The organism is Aliiroseovarius crassostreae (assembly GCF_049803815.1).
Classification (GTDB): domain Bacteria; phylum Pseudomonadota; class Alphaproteobacteria; order Rhodobacterales; family Rhodobacteraceae; genus Aliiroseovarius; species Aliiroseovarius crassostreae_A.
The window spans coordinates 592,645-611,498 of sequence record NZ_JBNAGI010000002.1 but is presented as its reverse complement, the minus strand read 5'-3'; the positions used below and the strand labels follow the sequence as shown (position 1 = coordinate 611,498).

The window sequence follows — 18,854 nt, the reverse complement described above, 5'->3', positions numbered from 1 at the left end:
GCAAAACTTTAAAGTTTTTAAGGTCGCGCGCGGGAAAGTTTAAAGTTTTCCCCAAACATAACTCGAAACTTTAAAGTTTTTGCGGGCTTATCCCCGGTCGGCGCCATCGCGCAGGAACGCCGCGATGGTGTCTTCGCGCAAGGGCCGTTTCGTCACCCCATCCTGTTCCAGTGTCACAATCACGCTTTCCGATCCGCACATCAATTCACCGTCGACAAAGACGCCATACTCCATCACGAAAGAGGTGGTGCGGAAGGATTTGCAGCGCGCGGTGATCACGTAGTTGTCGCCCAGATGCATCGGCTTGAAATAGCGCGCATAGTTGGTCGCAAGCACCACCTGCGGGTCGCCTTCCGTATAGGAAGAGACGTGGTAGTGGCCGAAAAACGGGATGCGGATCGATTCAAACCAGCGGAAATAGGCCACGTTGTTGACGTGATTAAGCGCGTCGAGTTCGTGAAACCGCACCCGATCCGCCAGGCCATAATGCCAGCCTTCCGGCACGCCAACCGATTGCATTTGCCTGGCGTTCAGGGGAGTGACCAACGGGATATGGGCGAAAGGGTCGGGCTGGGTCACGGCAGAAATTCCTTAATATTATCAAGACGCACCGTCACGCCCGGGGTGCGGGCATGCGCTGGCAATATGCGGGGGAATTGGAGCGGGTAGCGGGAATCGAACCCGCACCTTAAGCTTGGGAAGCTCGCATGATACCATTTCACCATACCCGCGCTCGTGGGATGAGGTATGCCAAGGGGCGGCGGGCGTCAAGGTGGAAACCCCGACGCCCGCGTGATTTTTTACCGAGGCGCGATCGTGGCCCCGCGTTTACCCGCGCCGGCGTCGGCGCCGCCCGCCGCCTTCGCCATCCCCGCCGCCGCCGGTGTTGAAACTCGGCTCTGGCAGATCCACGACCGATCGCAGGGTGGGGAAGGGGTCAGACGAGTTGGGCATGGCCGAGGCATTCACGAAATGCTCTTGAAAACGCGGCTCTACGGCGGTTTCGATTTTCTCGATCTGGCGCACCAGCGTCTCGATCTCGCCGCGCGCGTCGCGATTGAGCAGCGCAATCCGCGCGCCCGTGCCCGCCGCGTTGCCCGCGCTGGTCACCTTGTCCAGGGGGGCATCGGGGATCATGCCCAGAACCATTGCGTGTTTGGCGGAAATATGCGCGCCGAACGCGCCCGCCAGTACCACGCGGTCCACGTTTTCCACGCCGCGCTTGTCCATCAACAGACGCGCGCCGGAGTAAAGCGCCGCTTTGGCCATTTGAATGGCGCGGATGTCGCCATTGGTCACGGTGATCGGGCCGTGATCCGCATCGCCATCCCACAGGCGGTAGGAATGGGTGCGCCCGTCCAGGAAACAGCGGGACGTGCCGGTTTGCTCCGCCGATCCAATCAGCCCGCCTGCGTCCACCAGACCGGCCATGCGCATCTCGGCGATCACTTCGATGATGCCCGACCCGCAGATGCCGGTGATGCCAGTGGTGGCGATGGCCGCGTCAAACCCGTCTTCATCCGACCACAGATCAGATCCGATCACGCGAAAGCGCGGTTCCTTGGTGACGGGATCGATTTCCACCCGTTCAATGGCCCCGGGTGCGGCGCGTTGCCCGGACGAGATTTGCGCCCCTTCAAAGGCCGGCCCGGTGGGCGAGGAACAGGCCAGAACGCCGTTTTTGTCGCCCAGCAGGATTTCCGCATTGGTGCCCACGTCGACAATCAGCGCAAGGTCGTCGGATTTGTTCGGCGCTTCTGACAGGGCCACCCCCGCCGCATCCGCCCCCACATGGCCCGCGATGCAGGGCAGGATATAGGCGCGGGTGCCCGGCGCAATGGTCAGCCCCAGATCCGCAGCGGTCAGTTCCAGCGCGTCCGAGGTTGCGAGCGCAAAGGGCGCTTGCCCCAGTTCAAACGGGTCGATGCCCAAAAACAGGTGGTGCATCACCGGGTTCATCACGAAGACCGCATCGAGGATCTGGGTCTTGTCGATCTCGGCGTCCTTGGCGATGTCCTCCACCAGGTCGTTCAACCCCGCGCGCACCGCCGCTGTCATTTCCAGATCACCGCCCGGGTTCATCATCGCATAGCTGACCCGGCTCATCAGGTCTTCGCCAAAGCGGATCTGCGGGTTCATCAGGCCGGAGGAGGCGACAACCTCGCCGGTCGACAGGTTGCACAGGTGGCCCGCGATGGTGGTGGAGCCAAGGTCAACCGCAAGGCCAAAGATCGGCCCTTCGAAATAGCCCGGCCACAGCGCCACAATCTGCGGAATGCCCCCGGAATGCGGGGTGTGAATGGCGGCGGTGACCTTCCAATCGCCTTTGCGCAGAAGGGGTTGCAGCGGGCGCAACAGATGGGTGTCGATGCCAATCTCGGCAAGTCCCGTGCTGGCCTTTAACGCGGTGATCAGCCGTTCCAGATCGCCGGTGGGTTTGTGCATGTCGGGTTCTTCCACCTCGACATAGGCCAGCCTGATGGTCGGGTTCAGGACGATATCGCGCACCTCGGCCCGTTTGCGCACCACCTGCTTGTGCACCTGGCTTTCGGCAGGCACGTCAATGACGATGTCACCCTGTACCTTGGCCTGACAGCCCAAACGGCGGCCCTTGGTCAGCCCGCGAATGTCGTCATACCGCTGCTCCACCTTGTTCCACTCGGACAGGGCATCATCCGAGACCGTCACGCCGTGTTTGGGAAACTCGCCATAGCTGGGCGTGATCTGGCATTTCGAACAAACACCGCGCCCGCCGCAGACGCTGTCCAGATCCACCCCCAACTGGCGCGCAGCGGTCAAAACCGGGGTGCCCACCGGGAAACGGCCGCGCCGCCCGGAGGGGGTGAAGATGACCAGCGGATCATTGTCGGTGCCGGTGATGGTTTCCGTGATCGGCCCGGCTTCCGAAGAGGTGTTTTCCTGAGACATATCGCGCGCTTGTCCTGAGTTGATCGGTAATTTGGAACCAATCTAATCGGACAACACATAACCGCAATGCCGAAAGGCGGCATTCCGCGCCTAAGAACGGCAACTGCGCGGATTTTGCGTCGTTTTTCTGGCGCGCAACGACAGATATCTGGCCAGGGTTTCTCAATCCGCCCATTGCTCATTTTCTGGTCATAAATATCCTGGGGTGAGAGCGCAGCTCGAGGGGCAACGCCCCTCAGCTCTCCAGCCAGGTCAGGATCTCATGCCGATGTTCATCCAAAAGCGGTGCTGCGGCGTGATGATTGTGATCCGCCATGCCGCTCATCTTGATCGGATTGCCCGCCGCTTTGAACGTGCCGCCATCGGGGGCGGGCAGGTCCAGCACCATGTTCCGGGCGAGGATCTGCGGATCGCGCATCACCTGCGCCACGTTTTGAATGGGCGCACAGGGAATGCCCGCCGCGGTGAGTTTTTCCAGCCAGTAAGCGATGGGTTTTTCCAGTGTCAAAAGCTCAATCCGGCGGCGAAGCTGCATCACGTTTTCACAGCGCGCGAGGTTGGTTTTGAACGCGTCCCGCTCGGCCAGTTTCGGTTTGCCCAGCTCGTTGCAGAGTTTCTGGAACAACACGTCATTGCCGCAGGCGATCACGAAAAGCCCGTCTTCGGCGTGGAACGCCTCAAACGGCGCAATCGACGGGTGGCGCGCGCCGGACGGGCCGGGGGGCACGCCGGTTTCATTGGAAATCGCCACCGCGTGTTCGAGGATCGCCAATTGGCTGTCGAGCATCGCCACGTCGACCTTTTGCCCTTCGCCGGTTTTTTCCCGCTGATACAGCGCGGCCAGCAACCCGTGGCCCAGGAACATGCCCGCGACGATATCGCCCACAGACGCACCCACGCGCACCGGTTCGCGATTCTTTTCGCCGGTGATCGACATCACTCCGCCGCGCGCCTGCACGACCATGTCATAAGCGGGTTTCAGGGCCTCGGGGCCGGTGTGGCCAAAGCCGGAGACGGCGCCATAAATCAGGCGCGGGAATTTCGCGTGCAGATCGTCCCAGCCATAGCCCAGCCGTTCCATCACGCCGGGGCGATAGTTTTCCATCACCACATCGGCGCGGGTCAGGATCTTGTCGAAAATCTCGCGGTCATCCTCTTGTTTCAGGTTCAGCGCGATCGACTGTTTGTCGCGGTTGATGGTGGCGAAATAGGCGGAATGGCCATCGCGGAAGGGCGGGAAATGGCGCGTGTCATCGCCGATCCCCGGCATTTCCACCTTGATCACCTTCGCGCCCAGATCCGACAGGATCATCGAGCAATAGGGCCCGGCCAGCACATGGGTGAGGTCGACAATGGTAATGCCGTCAAGCGGAGCGGTCATGGGAATACCCTTTCTGTTCGCGTGTTTGGCGCAGAGTAAGCGCTCGCGCGGGGGGATCACATTGAGGGAAATCAAGTTTTCAGGCGGTGTGACGCGAGGAAAGGGAATGGCTGGCATGCGGTGGGGGCAGGGCGGGGACGCCGTGCCTTTCAGAAAGGGGTAGATCCTGATCCGGTTTGAACGCCAATCCGTTCGGTTGCCTGTTGGGCCCGAGGACAGCGATCCGCCGCGAAGACCTGTCATATCTGTTTGATCTGACATATGAAAAGGGCCCGCCAACACACGGCGGACCCTTTCCTTGGGCAAGTGATCCGGGGACGGGGATCAGCTTACCGGATTGCCCATCTTGTCATAGGTCACCTCTGGCATAATCGGTGCCGGGGCGGGTTGCGGCTCTGGCTCCTGCGCGCAGGCGGCGAGGGTCGCGGTGGCAATCAAGAGGAGGGTGGCCGTGAGTTTCATGAGGGTGGCTCCGTTTTCTGTCCGTCGTGAGTGGTCTGCCCCTTTTTTGCGCTGGGGCCTGTAGTCGTGACGATAGAAAGGGGCCGTCAGGGCGCAAGACGTGATCAGATCCTGCGCGAAATCGGCGGTGACACGCCGTAAACACCTAGCAATAGGCGAAAAAAAGCCCGCCAGAGCGGCGGGCTTTTGAGACTGTGACAGGACGCAGATCGCCGAAGCGACAGGTTGGTGGTGCCGCGCTGGCCGCGACACGTCCGATGCGCCGCGTTAGCCGCGGCAGGTTACAGGCGCCGCGTTACCCGCGGCGACGCCGCCCGCCGCGACGACCTCCAGCGGCCCCGGCGGCACCGGCATTGGCCGAGTTGAACTTGATCCACTCCGCCCCGCCATCATCGTTGTTGGTCAGGAAATTCGCCGCGCGGATGGCTTCCATTTCCTTGCCCGCGCGCGGTTTGGTCGAGCCCAGACCGAAGACCTGGCAGAAGGTTTCGTCATCCATATCGGCCGGGATGATGATGCCTTTGGCTTCGATCTCGGCCTTCTTTTCGGCCAGCTTCTTCGGCCCAACGGGCAGGGCAATCGGGTTCATGATTGCCGAGGTCATGCCGGTGGCCATCGCCATCGGCAGGAAGGCGTTGTTGATACCGTGACGGTTCGGCAGGCCAAACGAGATGTTCGACGCGCCGCAAGTGGTGTTCACGCCAAGCTCGTCGCGCAGGCGACGGTTCAATTCGAACACCTGCAGGCCAGCGGTGCCCATCGCGCCGATCGGCATCACCAGCGGGTCAACCACGATGTCATGGGCCGGGATGCCGAAATCAGCCGCGCGTTCCACGATTTTCTTGGCGACCGCAAAGCGCACTTCCGGGTCTTCGGAAATACCGGTGTCATCGTTGGAGATCGCCACAACCGGAACATTGTATTTCTTCACCAGCGGCAGAACCACCTCAAGGCGTTCTTCTTCCCCGGTGACGGAATTGAGCAGCGGGCGGCCTTTGGCGGCCTCAAGGCCCGCCTCCAACGCGCCGGGCACGGACGAGTCGATGCAAAGCGGGCAATCGGTGACGGCCTGCACGGTTTCGACCAGCTTGCGCATCAGCTCCGGCTCAACAAAGTTGTTGTCGGCGTAACGCGGATCTTCGGCCATTTTGTTCGAGAAAACAGCGCCGGAATTGATGTCGAGGATGGTGGCACCCGCCGCGACCTGCGCGAGCGCATCGGCCTCGACGCGCGAGAAATCATCCCGCTCCAGCTCTTCGTTCAGGATCTTGCGGCCAGTGGGGTTGATACGCTCGCCAATCACCGAAAACGGCTGGTCAAAGCCGATGATCGAGGTCTTGGTGGCGCTTTCGACGATGGTACGGGTCATTCATTATTATCCTTTGGTCGCGTTTACGGGGGCGGTGGCGTCACCGCCATTGTTGATGGCCCAGGTGGCGTTGGTCTTGATGCCGCCGAGCGGGAAGAAATGCACCTTTTCGATGTTGAAATCGGGGTTTGCGGCTTTGTGGGCAGCCAGATCCACCAGCACCTCGGTGGGTTCATGCGGCAACAAGAGCTTGGACACGTCTTTGGCGCGCTTTTGCAGCACCTTCAGCGACGGGCCAACGCCACAGGCAATGGCAAATTTGATCATGGTCTGAAGTTTCGCGGGGCCGGCGATGCCGATATGGATTGGCAGGTTCATCCCGCGTTCCGCCAGTTCGTTGGCCCAGTCGATCACCGGTTGGGCTTCGAAACAGAACTGGGTGGCCAGCGCCATTTCGGCATCGGTGCGTTTGGAATATTCCTGTTTCCAATCCAGCGCCGCATAGGTGTTGGCGCGCCCGCCATTGGGGTCGATGTCCAGGTTCGGCTCCGGGTGACCGGCCACGTGCAGACGGGTGAAGCCCGCCTTGTCAAAAAGCCCGGTTTCCAGAAGCTGCATCGAGCTGTCGAAATCGCCCAGCGGGGTGGTCGGGCCACCGGCCAGGATCAGGCCCTGCTTCACGTCGGCCTCACCCTGATAACGGTTGATCCAGTCGGCCAGGGTGGCTTCGTCCTTGATGATGCGCGCCGGGAAATGCGGCATCACGTCAAAGCCTTCGCCCTTGATGCGCTTGGCGGTCTCGACCATTTCGTCGATCGGCGTGCCTTCGATATGGGCGATGTAGACGCGGGTGCCTTCCGGCAACAGATCGCGGAAATCCTCGACCTTGCCGGCGGTGCGCGGCATCACCTCAATCGAATAGCCCTGCAAAAAGGCCTCCAGCTCGGGGGACGAGGTGGTCACGTCATCTGACGTCTTCTTGCGGAAATTCAACAGCGCCATGGCTGCCTCCCTCAGCTTGGGCCAGGACATGTGTTTATGCCCGGCCATCGTTGGCAATCAGCGCTTTCAGACGCTCTTGATCATATTCCGCGTCGATCCGGGCGGCTTCCGCCTGGGCGATCTCTTGCGGGTCTCCTTCCACCGGATAGGGGTCCGCCTTGCGCCATTCCGCCAGATAGGCGTCGCTGTCGCGCGCGCCGATCTTCATCGCGGCCCGGTCAATGGCCTGTTCGAACCGCTCGGGCAGGGCGGCCTTGGCCCCCCGGCGACCTTTGCCGACGATGACTTGTGCGGGCATATCCCGCCAGTAAACGATCGTGACGTCAGGCATCTTGCGATTCTCCCTTTCCTGATGGATTTGTTCTAAGGGTCCGACCCTGTTCCAAGCTGACGATTTTCGACACCGGGTGAGCCACATGCGACGTCGGTGTCGGAATTGCATGCTGAGGAATACGTCAAGACAGGGTGTTGCGCCACAGGGGGTAGGGGCAAAACCGCTCAATATGGCTTGAAACTTTCTCATCATCTTTATCAATCGGCGCGCGCAGGGGATTGCGCAAAACCCCGCCGATGCCTATCTTGGACCTAACTTGAATAGGAGGGCGTGATCCATGGCGCCCAAGCGTCCCACTGGTGCGGGCGCGTTCCCGAAAGCGGTTGCAACCCCCGCGCCGAAAACGCCGGATCCATCCGGGCTGTATGCCGCCCTGGATCTTGGCACAAACTCGTGTCGTATGCTGATTGCCCAACCCAAGGGCAGTCAGTTTCACGTCGTGGACAGCTTTTCCAAATCCGTGCAGCTGGGCAAGGGGCTTGAGGCCTCGGGCAAGCTCAGCCGGTCATCGATGGCGCGCACCGTGCAGGCGCTGCGGATTTGCCGCAAGAAGCTGATCAAACATGATGTGAAACGCATGCGGCTGGTGGCGACCGAGGCGTGTCGCCGGGCCAATAACGCGCGCAGTTTCATGAATTACATCCGCCGCGAAACGGGTTTGAAGATGGAGATCATCAAGCCCGAGGAAGAGGCGCGGTTGGCCGTGGTCTCCTGCGCGCCGCTGGTGTCGACCCGCACCGAACAGCTGTTGGTGGTCGATATTGGCGGGGGCTCCACCGAACTGGTCTGGCTGGATCTGTCAAAAGTGCCGCCTTTGGAACGGCCCAAATCGATCATGCGCATGGGGCGCGGGTTCATTGGGGATGCGGGGCCCTTTCCGCAGGCCGCCGTGGTGGACTGGATTTCCGTGCCTCTGGGCGTGGCGACATTGCGCGAAATGTATGACGATGTGGAGGACGACGCCGGGCGGTACGCCTTGATGTCGGTGCATTTCGAAGAGCAGCTGGCCGGGTTCAGCCCGTTTTATCACGAGCCGCCCCGCGAAGGCTTTCAGATCATTGGCACCTCCGGCACGGTGACCACGGTGGCGGCAACCCATCTGGGGCTCAGACGCTATGATCGCAACAAGGTCGACGGGCTGCGCATGACGTCAGAGCAGATCGAAAAGGTCATTCAGGGCTATCTGGCGCTGGGGCCCAACGGGCGGCGGATGAATTCGCATATTGGCCGGGATCGGCAATCGCTGATCATGTCGGGATCGGCGATCCTGCAGGCGCTTTTGCGGGTCTGGCCCACGGATCGCTTGTCAGTGGCGGATCGCGGCCTTAGAGAGGGCATTCTTTATTCGCAAATGTCTACGGACGGTGTTTTGGAAGACGGGCCTTTCTGATGTCGGAAAACTCTGGAAATGATGGAAACTCCGGTGGGAACTCGGGTGAGAATACGGGCGGCGGTGCTTCTGGCGGCGGCAAGAAATATTCCAAGCGCACGCGCAAATCCTCGGGACGTGGTCAGCGTGACCTGACGGTTAAGGTGAAGACCGCGCGCGGGCGGCGCAATTCCTCGACCCGTTGGTTGCAGCGGCAACTGAATGACCCCTATGTGCAGCGCGCCCGCGCCGAAGGCTATCGGGGGCGGGCGGCCTATAAGATCATGGAGTTGGACGATAAATTCCGGTTTCTGGTCAACGGGGCCCGTGTGGTCGACCTGGGCTGCGCGCCCGGGGGCTGGGCGCAGGTCGCGGTGCCGCGCATCAATGCGTTGGGCGAAAAACCCGGCAAGCGCGTCGGCACGTTTCTGGGCATTGACCTGCAAGAGGTCGAACCGCTGGCCGGGGCCGAGTTCCATCAGCTCGACTTCATGGAAGAGGGCGCGGACGACCAGATCAAGGATTGGCTGGGCGGCAAGGCGGATGTGGTGATGTCGGATATGGCTGCCAGCAGTTCCGGTCACAAACAGACCGACCATTTGCGCATCATGGCGCTCTGTGAAGCGGCGGCCTATCTGGCCTTTGATGTGCTTGAGGTGGGCGGGACCTTCGTGGCCAAGGTTCTGGCCGGGGGCGCTGAGGCCGAGCTGCAGAAGCTTTTGAAGATCAAGTTCGACAAGGTGCGCTATATGAAGCCGCCCTCCAGTCGGTCTGACTCGTCCGAGAAATTTGTCGTGGCCACCGGTTTTCGCGGGTGATGCGACGCGGCGTTGAACGCGGCGCGTAAGTATTCCGCGCTGTTCCGCCGATGCCCCGAAAAGGCAAGAGAGCAGCCGTGAAACGCCCCGCGCGCGCGGGTGCAAAGTGCGGCACGGGTCTTGGTCATGACACCCTCTACGTTCCCTTTGCGCTCCCTCTGCGCCCCCTCTGCCAGCGCGTGCGCGTGAAAGAGTGTCCGCCAAGAAAGAGTGTCCGCCAAGAGGGGCCCGTCAAGAAGGGCCCGTCAAAAGACGTCTCAGTAGGGCAGTTTTCGACCTACCGCCTGTCGCGCAAAGGCGGGGACCGATTTTGCGTTCCGCAGACATGCCACATCAAGACGTAAGAGTGGGGCGCGTGACGGCAAATGAACGCAGCTCGCTTTAAGTATCGAGAGCAGACAAGGGCGCTCTTTCCCCGGATAGGGTGAATTTTCAAGCGATCTCAGGGGGATGAATGGCGGAGAGACAGGGATTCGAACCCTGGGTGGGCTTGCACCCACAACGGTTTTCGAGACCGTTTCTGAGGACATAGCCAGATCTCCCTCATTAATAAAATAAAGGTATTCTATGGGTGAATTCGGCAATCCCGGCATAAAAAGCGGGCAGGGGGGCATAGAAAAGTGTCATAGCAAGCAAAGCTGACTTGGCTTTCCGGGCGATCATTTGTGTAATGTCGATGAGGCGAATTGATTAGATTCCAGCTGTCGCACTTGAACCGATCATGGTCACCGTTTAACCCGCTTTCCACAGTAGACGAATGTTATGATATAACATACAGATATTTATGTCGTGAGAGAATCAGGATTTCCGGTGAGACAACAAGGAGAGAAGATACAGGCTGAGATCCTAAGCGTGCTGCGGCACCATCCCATCCCGATGTCAGCCTATGACATTCAGGATATGCTGCGCAGCAGTCATCCAAAGATTGCGCCACCCACTGTTTACAGGGCGCTCTCCTCTTTGATGGGCAAAGGTCATGTGCATCGTCTCGAAAGCCTCAATGCCTTTGTGGCCTGTCAATGCCTGGGCGAGAAACAGGGCGAGAAACACTCGGCAATCCTGTCCGTCTGTGGTGATTGCGGTGTCGTTGAGGAAAGCATCTCTTCTGACGTGTTAGACCAGCTGTCCTGCGTCGCGGGTCAGTCGGGATTTCAAGCCTCGCGCCATGTTATTGAAGTCCACGGCAGATGTGCTGCCTGTTACGAGAAGGAAGGCGGGCTATGATCGACCCGCGAGTCCCCGTCACGCTCCTCACCGGATTTCTGGGGGCAGGCAAGACCACACTTTTGAACGCAATTCTGTCTGACGCCTCATCCGGGCGCATCGCTGTCATTGTCAATGAGTTTGGCGAAGCGGGCCTTGACCACGACCTGATCGAGACCTCAAGCGACGATGTTGTTTTGCTGCAATCGGGCTGCCTGTGCTGCACGGTGCGCGGCGAATTGGCGGATACGGTCGCGGGGTTGTTTGAGCGCCGGGACGCCGGGGATTTCGACTTTGACCGGGTGGTGATCGAAACCACCGGCCTCGCCGATCCCGGGCCGATCTTGCAGACCTTGCTGGTTGAACGGTTCCTTGCCGAACGCACGCGGATGGATGGGGTGGTTACGGTGGTGGATGCCGCCAATGGTCGCGACAGTCTGGATGCGCAATTCGAGGCGGTGTCGCAGGTGGCGATGGCGGATCTTGTGGTGCTGAGCAAGACCGACATCGTGTCGCCAGAACGGGTTGTGATGCTCGAAGAGCGGCTGCGGGGGCTGAACCCGACCACCCGCATCCTTCATTCCGTGCGGGGCAAAGGTCTGGCCGGAAAACTCTGGGGGCTGAGTGGGTTACGCTATGGCGCCGCGCCGTCAGATGTCCTGTCCTGGACCTCGGGGAAAAAGGCGCCTGTGATGCCGGGCGATGATCCGTTTGCCAATCTTTCGGGGTTTGCCGTTTCCCCCACGGGGCCAGCGACTGGGTCACGCCACGACACCCGCATCACATCCGAATCCATCATTCTTGACGAACCGCTGGCCGATGAGGTGTTCGACAATTGGCTGAACACATTGGTGGCGCTGCGCGGACCAAACCTTTTGCGCGTGAAGGGCGTGGTGTTCCTCGAGGGGATCGACGCGCCGTTTGTGTTTCACGGCGTGCAGCAGATCTTTGATCCGCCGCTGCCGGTCAAGGACTGGCCGCATGATGACCGCCAGTCACGCATCGTCGTCATTGCCCGCGACATGACCCGTCCCGAATTGCAGCGCAGCTTCGACATGCTGCGCGCCACCCCCTCACCCAAAAAGAAAGCCATACGCTATGGAAGATACGCCCCATAATGACAGCCGCCTGCCGGTGACCGTTCTGTCCGGTTTCCTCGGGGCCGGAAAAACCACCCTTCTGAACCGCGTCCTTAACAATCGTGATGGCCGCCGCGTGGCGGTGATTGTCAATGACATGTCCGAGGTGAACATCGACGCGGATCTGGTGCGCGAAGGCAGCGAGCTGTCGCGCTCCGAGGAAAAGCTGGTGGAAATGTCCAATGGCTGCATCTGCTGCACCCTGCGCGACGATCTGTTGAAAGAGGTGCGCCACCTGTCCGAGGAAGGCCGGTTTGACTATCTGCTGATTGAAAGCACCGGGATTTCCGAACCGCTGCCGGTTGCGGCCACCTTTGATTTCCGCGACGAACATGGCGAAAGCCTGTCGGATGTGGCGCGGCTCGACACGATGGTGACGGTGGTGGATGCGGTGAACCTGCTCAAGGATTTCTCAAGCCATGATTTCCTGAATGACCGCGGCGAAAGCCTGGGCGAGGAAGACAACCGCAGCCTGGTCAGCCTGCTCACGGAACAGATCGAATTTGCGGACGTGGTGATCCTGAATAAGGTCACGGATGCGGGACCGCAGCAGACCGACAGTGCGCGCAAGATCATCCGCGCGCTCAACGGCGATGCGAAGATCATCGAAACCGATAACTCCGTGGTGGACGCCGAGGCGATCCTTGATACAGGCCTGTTTGATTTCGAAACCGCCCATGAACACCCGATGTGGGCCAAGGAACTGTATGGGTTTGCCAATCACACGCCCGAGGACGAGGAATATGGCATCACGTCTTTTGCCTATCACGCGCGCGCGCCGTTTGATCCGCAGAAATTGCATGCGGTGCTGAACGGTGATTTGCCCGGTGTGATCCGCGCCAAGGGGCATTTCTGGATTGCCACAAGGCCTGCATGGGCGGCGGAATACAGCATGGCCGGTGCGCTCTCTTCGGTCACCCCGCTGGGGCGTTGGTGGGCGTCTGTGCCCGAGGGTCGCCTGCCGACCCACCCCGAAGCCCAGGCTGAGATTGCCCGCAATTGGGTGGAACCCTGGGGCGATCGCCGGCAGGAGATTGTCTTTATCGGCAGTGATATGGATCGTGACCTCATCCAGGATCGTCTGAACGGCGCGCTGGTCGATGCAGTGGCGTTCACGCCGGAGACTTGGGCCGACATGGCCGACCCCTTCCCGCGCTGGGGGCAACGCGGATGACCTCGGCGGTTGCAAGGGAGTTGATACAGGCCATTCCCGCAGGGGTTCGGATCTGCGAAGAGGCCGCGTCCCTGTCCGACATTCATCGCCCCGGCTGTGCCGGGGTGATCTGGCAGCGGCGCCCACTGCCGTCGTTTCAGGACTGGATTGACGGGCTTGACCCGGAGCAACTGCCCAAGGCCCGGCTGATCCTGCGCCCGGACGCGATTTCGGAGGCGGTGCGCCATGTCTGCGATACCTGCGGCACCCCCGACGGCCCGGAGCGGGACCGGCTGATCGGGGACATTTCCGCGCTGGCCGAGGTGTTTTCCGATCTGATGCAGGCGCGGTTTTTGCGACTGCGGCTGGATCGGGTGACAACCAATGCCTGCCGCAAATTCCATGTGGACGCGGTCAGGGCGCGGCTGGTCTGCACCTATCGCGGCATGGGCACGCAATATGGCACCGGGCATTACGGTCAGGACCCGGACAGGATCTTTACCGTTCCGGCCTCTTCACCGCTGCTGCTTCGCGGCACGGATTGGCCCGAGATCCCGTGCTCTGGCCTGCTGCATCGCTCGCCGCCGATTGAGGGCAGTGGGGAAACCAGACTTGTTCTTGTCGTGGATCCGATATCGGACCCGGATGAGGAGATCTGAGGATTGCCGCTGGCCTTCCACCCAAAAGGACATCTCCCCACAACCACCACTTCTGTTCAAAGAAAACGAAAACATGCCGATAACTACAGTTGAACTCGCCGCAGCCCGCCTTGCCTGGGGGGACGGGTTGATTGCCATTTCCAAAGCCTATGAAGAGAGCGGCATCGACGCAGCCCGCCAAGTTGCCGAAACGGTTCTGGATGCGGCGTATGGCTATGATCTCGGGTCGGTTCTGTTCAAACCCACCCTGGCCAGCGGCGATCAGACCTTTCGGCCAACCCGCAAGGGCGCGCTGTCCTATTTCGTCGGCCATGACGATGACTATCCACTGGATCGTGGATTTGGTCTCAGGGGCTGGCGCGAGACGGACAGCGTGACCTCGGCAGAATTCATCGAAGGTGACGTTGGGATGTGGATGGGATGGGTTCGGCTGACCGACAAGGAGGGCAATGTCACCCAGGTCGACAAGAGTTTTGGCTACAAGAAAGACGCAGAGGGCGTGTTGCGGATCGTGTTGCATCATTCATCGCTACCGTATCAGCCGTAACGCCTGCCTCGGCATAAAGAAGAAGAGACGACATGACAGAATTTGACATCCGCAGTCTGAAGTTCGATGATCAGGGCTTGATCCCGGCCATCGCACAGGACGGTGAAACAGGCGAGGTTTTGATGCTGGCCTGGATGAACGCGGCCACGATCCGTGAAACGCTGGATACAGGGCGGGTGGTCTATTGGTCACGCTCACGTTCTGCGTTCTGGCGCAAGGGGGATACATCGGGGCATGTCCAAACCCTTGTCGAGCTGCGTTTTGATTGTGATCGCGATTGCTTGCTGTTGATCGTGGATCAGATCGGTGCGGCCTGTCACACCTACCGTCGAAGCTGTTTCTTCACCAAGGTCGAGGGCGGGCAGGAGATCGAAATCGCAAAGCCAATGGTCTGAGAGGGTCACGCAGGATGAAAGCGACCATGTCTCTTGTCCGGCTTCACCAAGAAATGTGCTAAATTTCAAATGGATGGGCCGACCTGATCTGAAATTATGACACCGAGAAGCAGATTTCCAATTGACAGAATTTCCCGCGTGAGGCACCCATTGGCACAGATGGTTCCCGCAGAGCCAAAGGCCAAGCGGGATGAAAAGGGAACACGGTGAGGAGGAGCCAATCGGCGCCAAATCCGTGACTGCCCCCGCAACTGTAAGCGGCGAGCAAACTGTCAAAACCACTGGGCATCTGCCCGGGAAGGGACAGCACGCTTTGACCCGCGAAGTCAGGAGACCTGCCATCTGGATGAAACTCAACCCGGGCGGGGTGCCTGGACGGAGACCAAATATGGATTTCACGGCGCAAGCTGTTCACATTGCAGGTTCCCCTTTGCCCCCGCGTATTCGCGGAGGGCGAGATGAACCGGAACACATCGCATCGCATCACCATTTGCACATCCTGCAAAGACAAGACCACGGGGCATCGCCCCGGTGCTGAGCTGATATCCACCCTGCGGGCGGCTTTGGCCGATCAGGGCGACGATGACGCCTATTCCGTCACAGGAGCCGCCTGTATGGCGGGCTGCGACCGTCCTTGCACCGTGGCCTTTCACGGGCAGGGCAAAGCGAGCTATCTGTTTGGCGACATTGCGCGGGAGGACGCAGATCGGGACATTGCCGATCTCGTGGAATTTGCCCGGAGCTACGCATTGCTCGCAGATGGGTGGTGCAGCTCGGTTGACCGGCCGGGACGATTGCGCAAATCCACCTTGGCCCGCATTCCGGCCACGCTGTTTGTCGCCCCGCAGTCGGCGGAGGTATCCGCATGAGAGCCGCAGATCTGACTGTCGAAAACCTGAGCTGGTCACCCGGCAATCGGCAACCATTGACCCTGCAACCCACCTCGTTTCACCTTTCTGCCGGGCGGGTGATGGGGGTGATCGGGGCCAATGGCGCAGGCAAGACCACGCTGTTGCGCATGATCTATCGCTACGCCCAACCGCGCACAGGCACGGTGCATGTGGGCGGCGAGGAGATCTGGTCCATCGCGCCGCGTGCCGCCGCCCGCAAGGTGGCCGCGGTGCTGCAGGAACAGCCCTCGGATTTTGCGCTCAGCGTGCGCGACGTGGTGGCATTGGGCCGCATTCCTCATCGGCTGGGCTTTGCTTCCCCCGGCGAGGGTTGCGCAAGGGCGGTTGAACAAGCCCTTGTGCGCATGGGGCTTCTGTCGCTGGCGCATCGCAGCTTTGGCACCTTGTCGGGCGGCGAGCGGCAGCGGGTGATGGTCGCCCGCGCGCTGGCGCAGGACCCGCAGGTTCTGGTGCTGGATGAGCCGACCAACCACCTCGATATCCGTCACCAATTGGAAGTGCTCGACCTGATCCGCGGTCTCGACATGACCATCGTCACTTCGCTGCATGACCTCAATATGGCCGCCGGCGCCTGCGACGACATCCTGCTCTTGCAACATGGCCGCCCGCTGGGCTTTGGCCCGCCATCCGACGTGCTGACCTCGGATCTGGTTTCAACTGCCTTTCGGGTTGAAGCGCGCGCCGAACAGCTGAGCCTGAGCAACACCCGACATTTTTCCTTTCACCTACCCAACCAAAACGAGGGACCCCGAACATGAAAACAACCATCTCTGTGCTTGCCTTGCTGGCCACCAGCACCGCCGCTCTGGCGCAAACCACCGTGCAAAGCTGCGACCGCGAGGTCACGTTTGACGCCCCGCCCAAGGCGGCAATTTCCAACGATGTGAACCTGACCGAAATGATGCTGGCGCTTGGCCTGACCGATCACATGGTCGGCTACACCGGGATTTCCGGCTGGAATAAACTGGATGCCGAAATGCGCGAAGGGGTGAAGGAACTGCCCGAGCTGTCGCAGCGATACCCGTCGAAAGAGGTGCTGATCGGCGCCGATGCGGACTTTTTCTTTGCTGGCTGGAACTACGGTATGAAAGTGGGCGGCGAAGTGACGCCGGAAACCCTCGGCGAATTTGACATCAAGGTCTATGAGCTGACCGAAAGCTGCATCCATGTGGGCAAGGAACAGGATGTGACCATGGATCTGATGTTCAACGACCTGGCCAACCTGGGCAAGATTTTTGGCGTCGAGGACCGCGCAGAGGCGCTGATTGCGGGGTATAAGGCCGAGCTGACTGAGATCACCGAAGGGCTGGACAAGGACGCCGAACCGGTGCGCGCCTTTGTCTTTGACAGCGGCGCAGATCGTCCGTTTACCGCAGGCCATTATGCCATCCCCACCGCAATGATCGAAGCCGCTGGCGGCGTGAATGTGATGGACGGGTTCCGCAAAAGCTGGGGCACCGTCAGCTGGGAAGAAGTGGTCGAACAAAACCCCGAGGTGGTGGTGATCATCAACTACGGTGAACTGACCGCCGAGGATCGCATGAACATCATGCGCGACAACCCGGCGCTGGCAAATATCGACGCGGTGAAGAACAACCGCTTCGTGACGCTGGAATATGTCGAGGCCACCCCCGGTCCGCGCAACATTGACGCGATCAAGACGCTGGCCGCGGCCTTCCATCCGGCCACCACCCACTAACGTCGAGAAACGAAAGGACAGATGAAATGACGGATGCGAGCCTTGACCCCTCTGCCCCGCAACCCCGTGCGCGCAGGCGCATCGGCCTGCCCCTATGGGGGATCGGTGCGGTGGCGGCGGTGCTTGCCTCCGTCACCTGTGCGATTGCGGTGGGTGCGGTGTCCGTCCCCACTGCCGTGGTCTGGGGTGTTGTGATGGACCAGTTTTGGCCGGGTCTGGTGGAGCCGACCTGGTCCAAGGGCCGCACCGCGATTGTCTGGGACATCCGCTTTCCGCGCGCGTTTCTGGCGATGATGGTGGGGGCCGGGCTGGCCATGGTCGGCGCGGCGCTGCAGGCGGTCACCCGCAACCCTCTGTCGGATCCGCACCTGCTGGGGATCTCGTCCGGTGGCGCCTTCGGGGCCATTCTGGCGCTGCTGCACACCGGGTTGTTTTTCGGGCTTTTAACGGTGCCGCTGATGGCGTTTCTGGGCGCGCTTGGCGCCACGCTGATCGTGCTGGCGGTGGCGCGGTTCACCGCGGCGGCCAGTGCGGATCGGCTGGTGCTGGTTGGGGTGGCGGTGTCGTTCATCGTGATGGCGGCGGCCAATATCCTGATCTTTCTGGGCGACCCGCGCGCCACCCATACGGTTGTGTTTTGGATGCTGGGCGGTCTGGGCCTCGCGCAATGGGCGCATCTGATCTATCCGCTGGCGATCCTCATTCCCTGCGGGCTTTGGCTGTGGCTGCGCAGTTCGGATCTGAACGCGATGACCATTGGTGATGAAACCGCGGCGACCCTTGGGCTGGCGGTCGGCAAGTTCCGCCTGCAGGTATTTGTGATCGGCGCGCTGATCACCGGGGTGATGGTGGCCTTTTCCGGCATCATCGGCTTTGTCGGCCTGATGGTGCCGCATATGGTGCGCCTATTGGTGGGGGGCGATTATCGCCGCGTCTTGCCCGCCTCGGCGCTGGCTGGCGCAGTGTTCTTGCTGTGGGCTGACATTTTCGCCCGCACTGTGATGGCCCCCGAAGACATGCCCATTGGCATCGTGACCGGCCTGATTGGCGGGCTGTTCTTCGTATGGATCCTTGGACGGAAATAAAGCCGAGTGGTGGAGTGTGTTCACCCGGTAATCGTTACAGTAGCCGGTGGGGGCATTGATTACAGCCCCGAGGTCAAGGCAACAACTACAAGGATGCACTGCAGCGATCGTTCGCGGGGCCAATTTCCAGCTTGAGCCGCAGGGTGCTGCAGGACGTGACGTGTTGGCCCAAGCAGACAGTTTTGCCAAAAGTGATAAAACTGTTTCGGGATATCTGGAAACAGACCCATCTGTTGTTCAACGGGAAGAACACCCGAAGGTGACTGACGCTTTATATCGCTTGTCAGAAGGCTCGTGGTCGAGGGTAAGTGGCGGAGAGACAGGGATTCGAACCCTGGGTGGGCTTGCACCCACAACGGTTTTCGAGACCGTTTTTGAGGTTGTATCCGAAAGGTTCAAGCCAATAAAATAAGGGCATTTTTACAGGAAATTAGGCAATCTCGGCATAGAAAGCGGGCAG

General features: G+C 60.6%; 19 protein-coding genes, 1 tRNA gene and 1 riboswitch. Of the genes, 12 read left to right on the top strand and 8 right to left on the bottom strand.

What is annotated here, in order from left to right; all coding sequences use genetic code 11:
* Positions 1-87: 87 nt before the first annotated feature.
* The 8 genes from ACP15V_RS08690 to ACP15V_RS08655 all read right to left on the bottom strand — a co-directional run bounded on the left by ACP15V_RS08690 (position 88) and on the right by ACP15V_RS08655 (position 7,413).
* Positions 88-579 (bottom strand): acyl-CoA thioesterase, encoded by a 492-nt coding sequence (locus ACP15V_RS08690; protein ID WP_424943275.1) that lies wholly within the window; start codon positions 577-579, stop codon positions 88-90.
* A gap of 78 nt (positions 580-657) precedes the next feature.
* Positions 658-731: transfer RNA gene (locus ACP15V_RS08685), tRNA-Gly, on the bottom strand.
* A gap of 97 nt (positions 732-828) precedes the next feature.
* Positions 829-2,928 carry an ASKHA domain-containing protein gene (locus ACP15V_RS08680; protein ID WP_424943274.1) on the bottom strand — a complete coding sequence of 700 codons (2,100 nt, stop codon included), beginning with the start codon at positions 2,926-2,928 and terminating at the stop codon, positions 829-831.
* 235 nt (positions 2,929-3,163) lie between these two features.
* On the bottom strand, positions 3,164-4,309 hold the full coding sequence (locus ACP15V_RS08675) for a CaiB/BaiF CoA transferase family protein (RefSeq protein ID WP_424943273.1): 1,146 nt from the start codon (positions 4,307-4,309) through the stop codon (positions 3,164-3,166).
* A 324-nt stretch (positions 4,310-4,633) separates the two neighbouring features.
* A complete protein-coding gene (locus ACP15V_RS08670) occupies positions 4,634-4,771 on the bottom strand; it encodes a hypothetical protein (RefSeq protein WP_424943272.1) in 138 nt (45 codons plus the stop codon).
* Between the two features lie 295 nt (positions 4,772-5,066).
* On the bottom strand, positions 5,067-6,140 hold the full coding sequence (locus ACP15V_RS08665) for a methyltetrahydrofolate cobalamin methyltransferase (protein WP_424943271.1): 1,074 nt from the start codon (positions 6,138-6,140) through the stop codon (positions 5,067-5,069).
* A gap of 6 nt (positions 6,141-6,146) precedes the next feature.
* Positions 6,147-7,082: a methylenetetrahydrofolate reductase gene (locus ACP15V_RS08660; RefSeq protein ID WP_424943270.1), complete on the bottom strand. Its 936-nt coding sequence runs from the start codon at positions 7,080-7,082 to the stop codon at positions 6,147-6,149.
* A gap of 34 nt (positions 7,083-7,116) precedes the next feature.
* The gene (locus tag ACP15V_RS08655; RefSeq protein ID WP_424943269.1) at positions 7,117-7,413 is read right to left on the bottom strand and encodes a virulence factor; all 297 of its coding nucleotides are present in this window, start codon (positions 7,411-7,413) and stop codon (positions 7,117-7,119) included.
* Between the two features lie 280 nt (positions 7,414-7,693).
* On the opposite strand from ACP15V_RS08655, the gene ACP15V_RS08650 reads away from it, so the two are divergent.
* The 12 genes from ACP15V_RS08650 to ACP15V_RS08595 all read left to right on the top strand — a co-directional run bounded on the left by ACP15V_RS08650 (position 7,694) and on the right by ACP15V_RS08595 (position 18,394).
* Positions 7,694-8,806: a Ppx/GppA phosphatase family protein gene (locus tag ACP15V_RS08650; protein WP_424943268.1), complete on the top strand. Its 1,113-nt coding sequence runs from the start codon at positions 7,694-7,696 to the stop codon at positions 8,804-8,806.
* On the top strand, positions 8,806-9,603 hold the full coding sequence (locus tag ACP15V_RS08645; protein WP_424943267.1) for an RlmE family RNA methyltransferase: 798 nt from the start codon (positions 8,806-8,808) through the stop codon (positions 9,601-9,603). The genes ACP15V_RS08650 and ACP15V_RS08645 overlap by 1 nt, the downstream gene beginning before the upstream one ends.
* A gap of 810 nt (positions 9,604-10,413) precedes the next feature.
* A complete protein-coding gene (locus ACP15V_RS08640) occupies positions 10,414-10,827 on the top strand; it encodes a transcriptional repressor (RefSeq protein WP_424943266.1) in 414 nt (137 codons plus the stop codon).
* Positions 10,824-11,924 carry a CobW family GTP-binding protein gene (locus ACP15V_RS08635; RefSeq protein WP_424943265.1) on the top strand — a complete coding sequence of 367 codons (1,101 nt, stop codon included), beginning with the start codon at positions 10,824-10,826 and terminating at the stop codon, positions 11,922-11,924. The genes ACP15V_RS08640 and ACP15V_RS08635 overlap by 4 nt, the downstream gene beginning before the upstream one ends.
* A complete protein-coding gene (locus tag ACP15V_RS08630) occupies positions 11,905-13,119 on the top strand; it encodes a GTP-binding protein (protein WP_424943264.1) in 1,215 nt (404 codons plus the stop codon). Before ACP15V_RS08635 ends, ACP15V_RS08630 begins: the two co-directional genes overlap by 20 nt.
* Positions 13,116-13,757, top strand: a complete 642-nt coding sequence (locus ACP15V_RS08625; protein WP_424943263.1) for a DUF1826 domain-containing protein — start codon at positions 13,116-13,118, stop codon at positions 13,755-13,757. The genes ACP15V_RS08630 and ACP15V_RS08625 overlap by 4 nt, the downstream gene beginning before the upstream one ends.
* 73 nt (positions 13,758-13,830) lie before the next feature.
* Positions 13,831-14,304, top strand: coding sequence for a phosphoribosyl-AMP cyclohydrolase (locus ACP15V_RS08620; protein WP_424943262.1), 474 nt, complete (start codon positions 13,831-13,833; stop codon positions 14,302-14,304).
* Positions 14,305-14,336: 32 nt separating this feature from the next.
* Positions 14,337-14,699, top strand: coding sequence for a phosphoribosyl-AMP cyclohydrolase (gene hisI, locus ACP15V_RS08615; protein WP_424943261.1), 363 nt, complete (start codon positions 14,337-14,339; stop codon positions 14,697-14,699).
* Between the two features lie 143 nt (positions 14,700-14,842).
* Positions 14,843-15,056, top strand: a riboswitch (cobalamin riboswitch).
* 101 nt (positions 15,057-15,157) lie between these two features.
* A complete protein-coding gene (locus ACP15V_RS08610) occupies positions 15,158-15,568 on the top strand; it encodes a DUF1636 family protein (RefSeq protein ID WP_424943260.1) in 411 nt (136 codons plus the stop codon).
* Positions 15,565-16,368, top strand: a complete 804-nt coding sequence (locus tag ACP15V_RS08605; protein ID WP_424943259.1) for an ABC transporter ATP-binding protein — start codon at positions 15,565-15,567, stop codon at positions 16,366-16,368. Before ACP15V_RS08610 ends, ACP15V_RS08605 begins: the two co-directional genes overlap by 4 nt.
* Entirely contained in the window at positions 16,365-17,309 is a 945-nt protein-coding gene (locus tag ACP15V_RS08600; protein ID WP_424943258.1) for an ABC transporter substrate-binding protein, read from the top strand. Before ACP15V_RS08605 ends, ACP15V_RS08600 begins: the two co-directional genes overlap by 4 nt.
* Before the next feature lie 26 nt (positions 17,310-17,335).
* The gene (locus ACP15V_RS08595) at positions 17,336-18,394 is read left to right on the top strand and encodes a FecCD family ABC transporter permease (RefSeq protein WP_424943257.1); all 1,059 of its coding nucleotides are present in this window, start codon (positions 17,336-17,338) and stop codon (positions 18,392-18,394) included.
* Positions 18,395-18,854 lie beyond the last annotated feature (460 nt).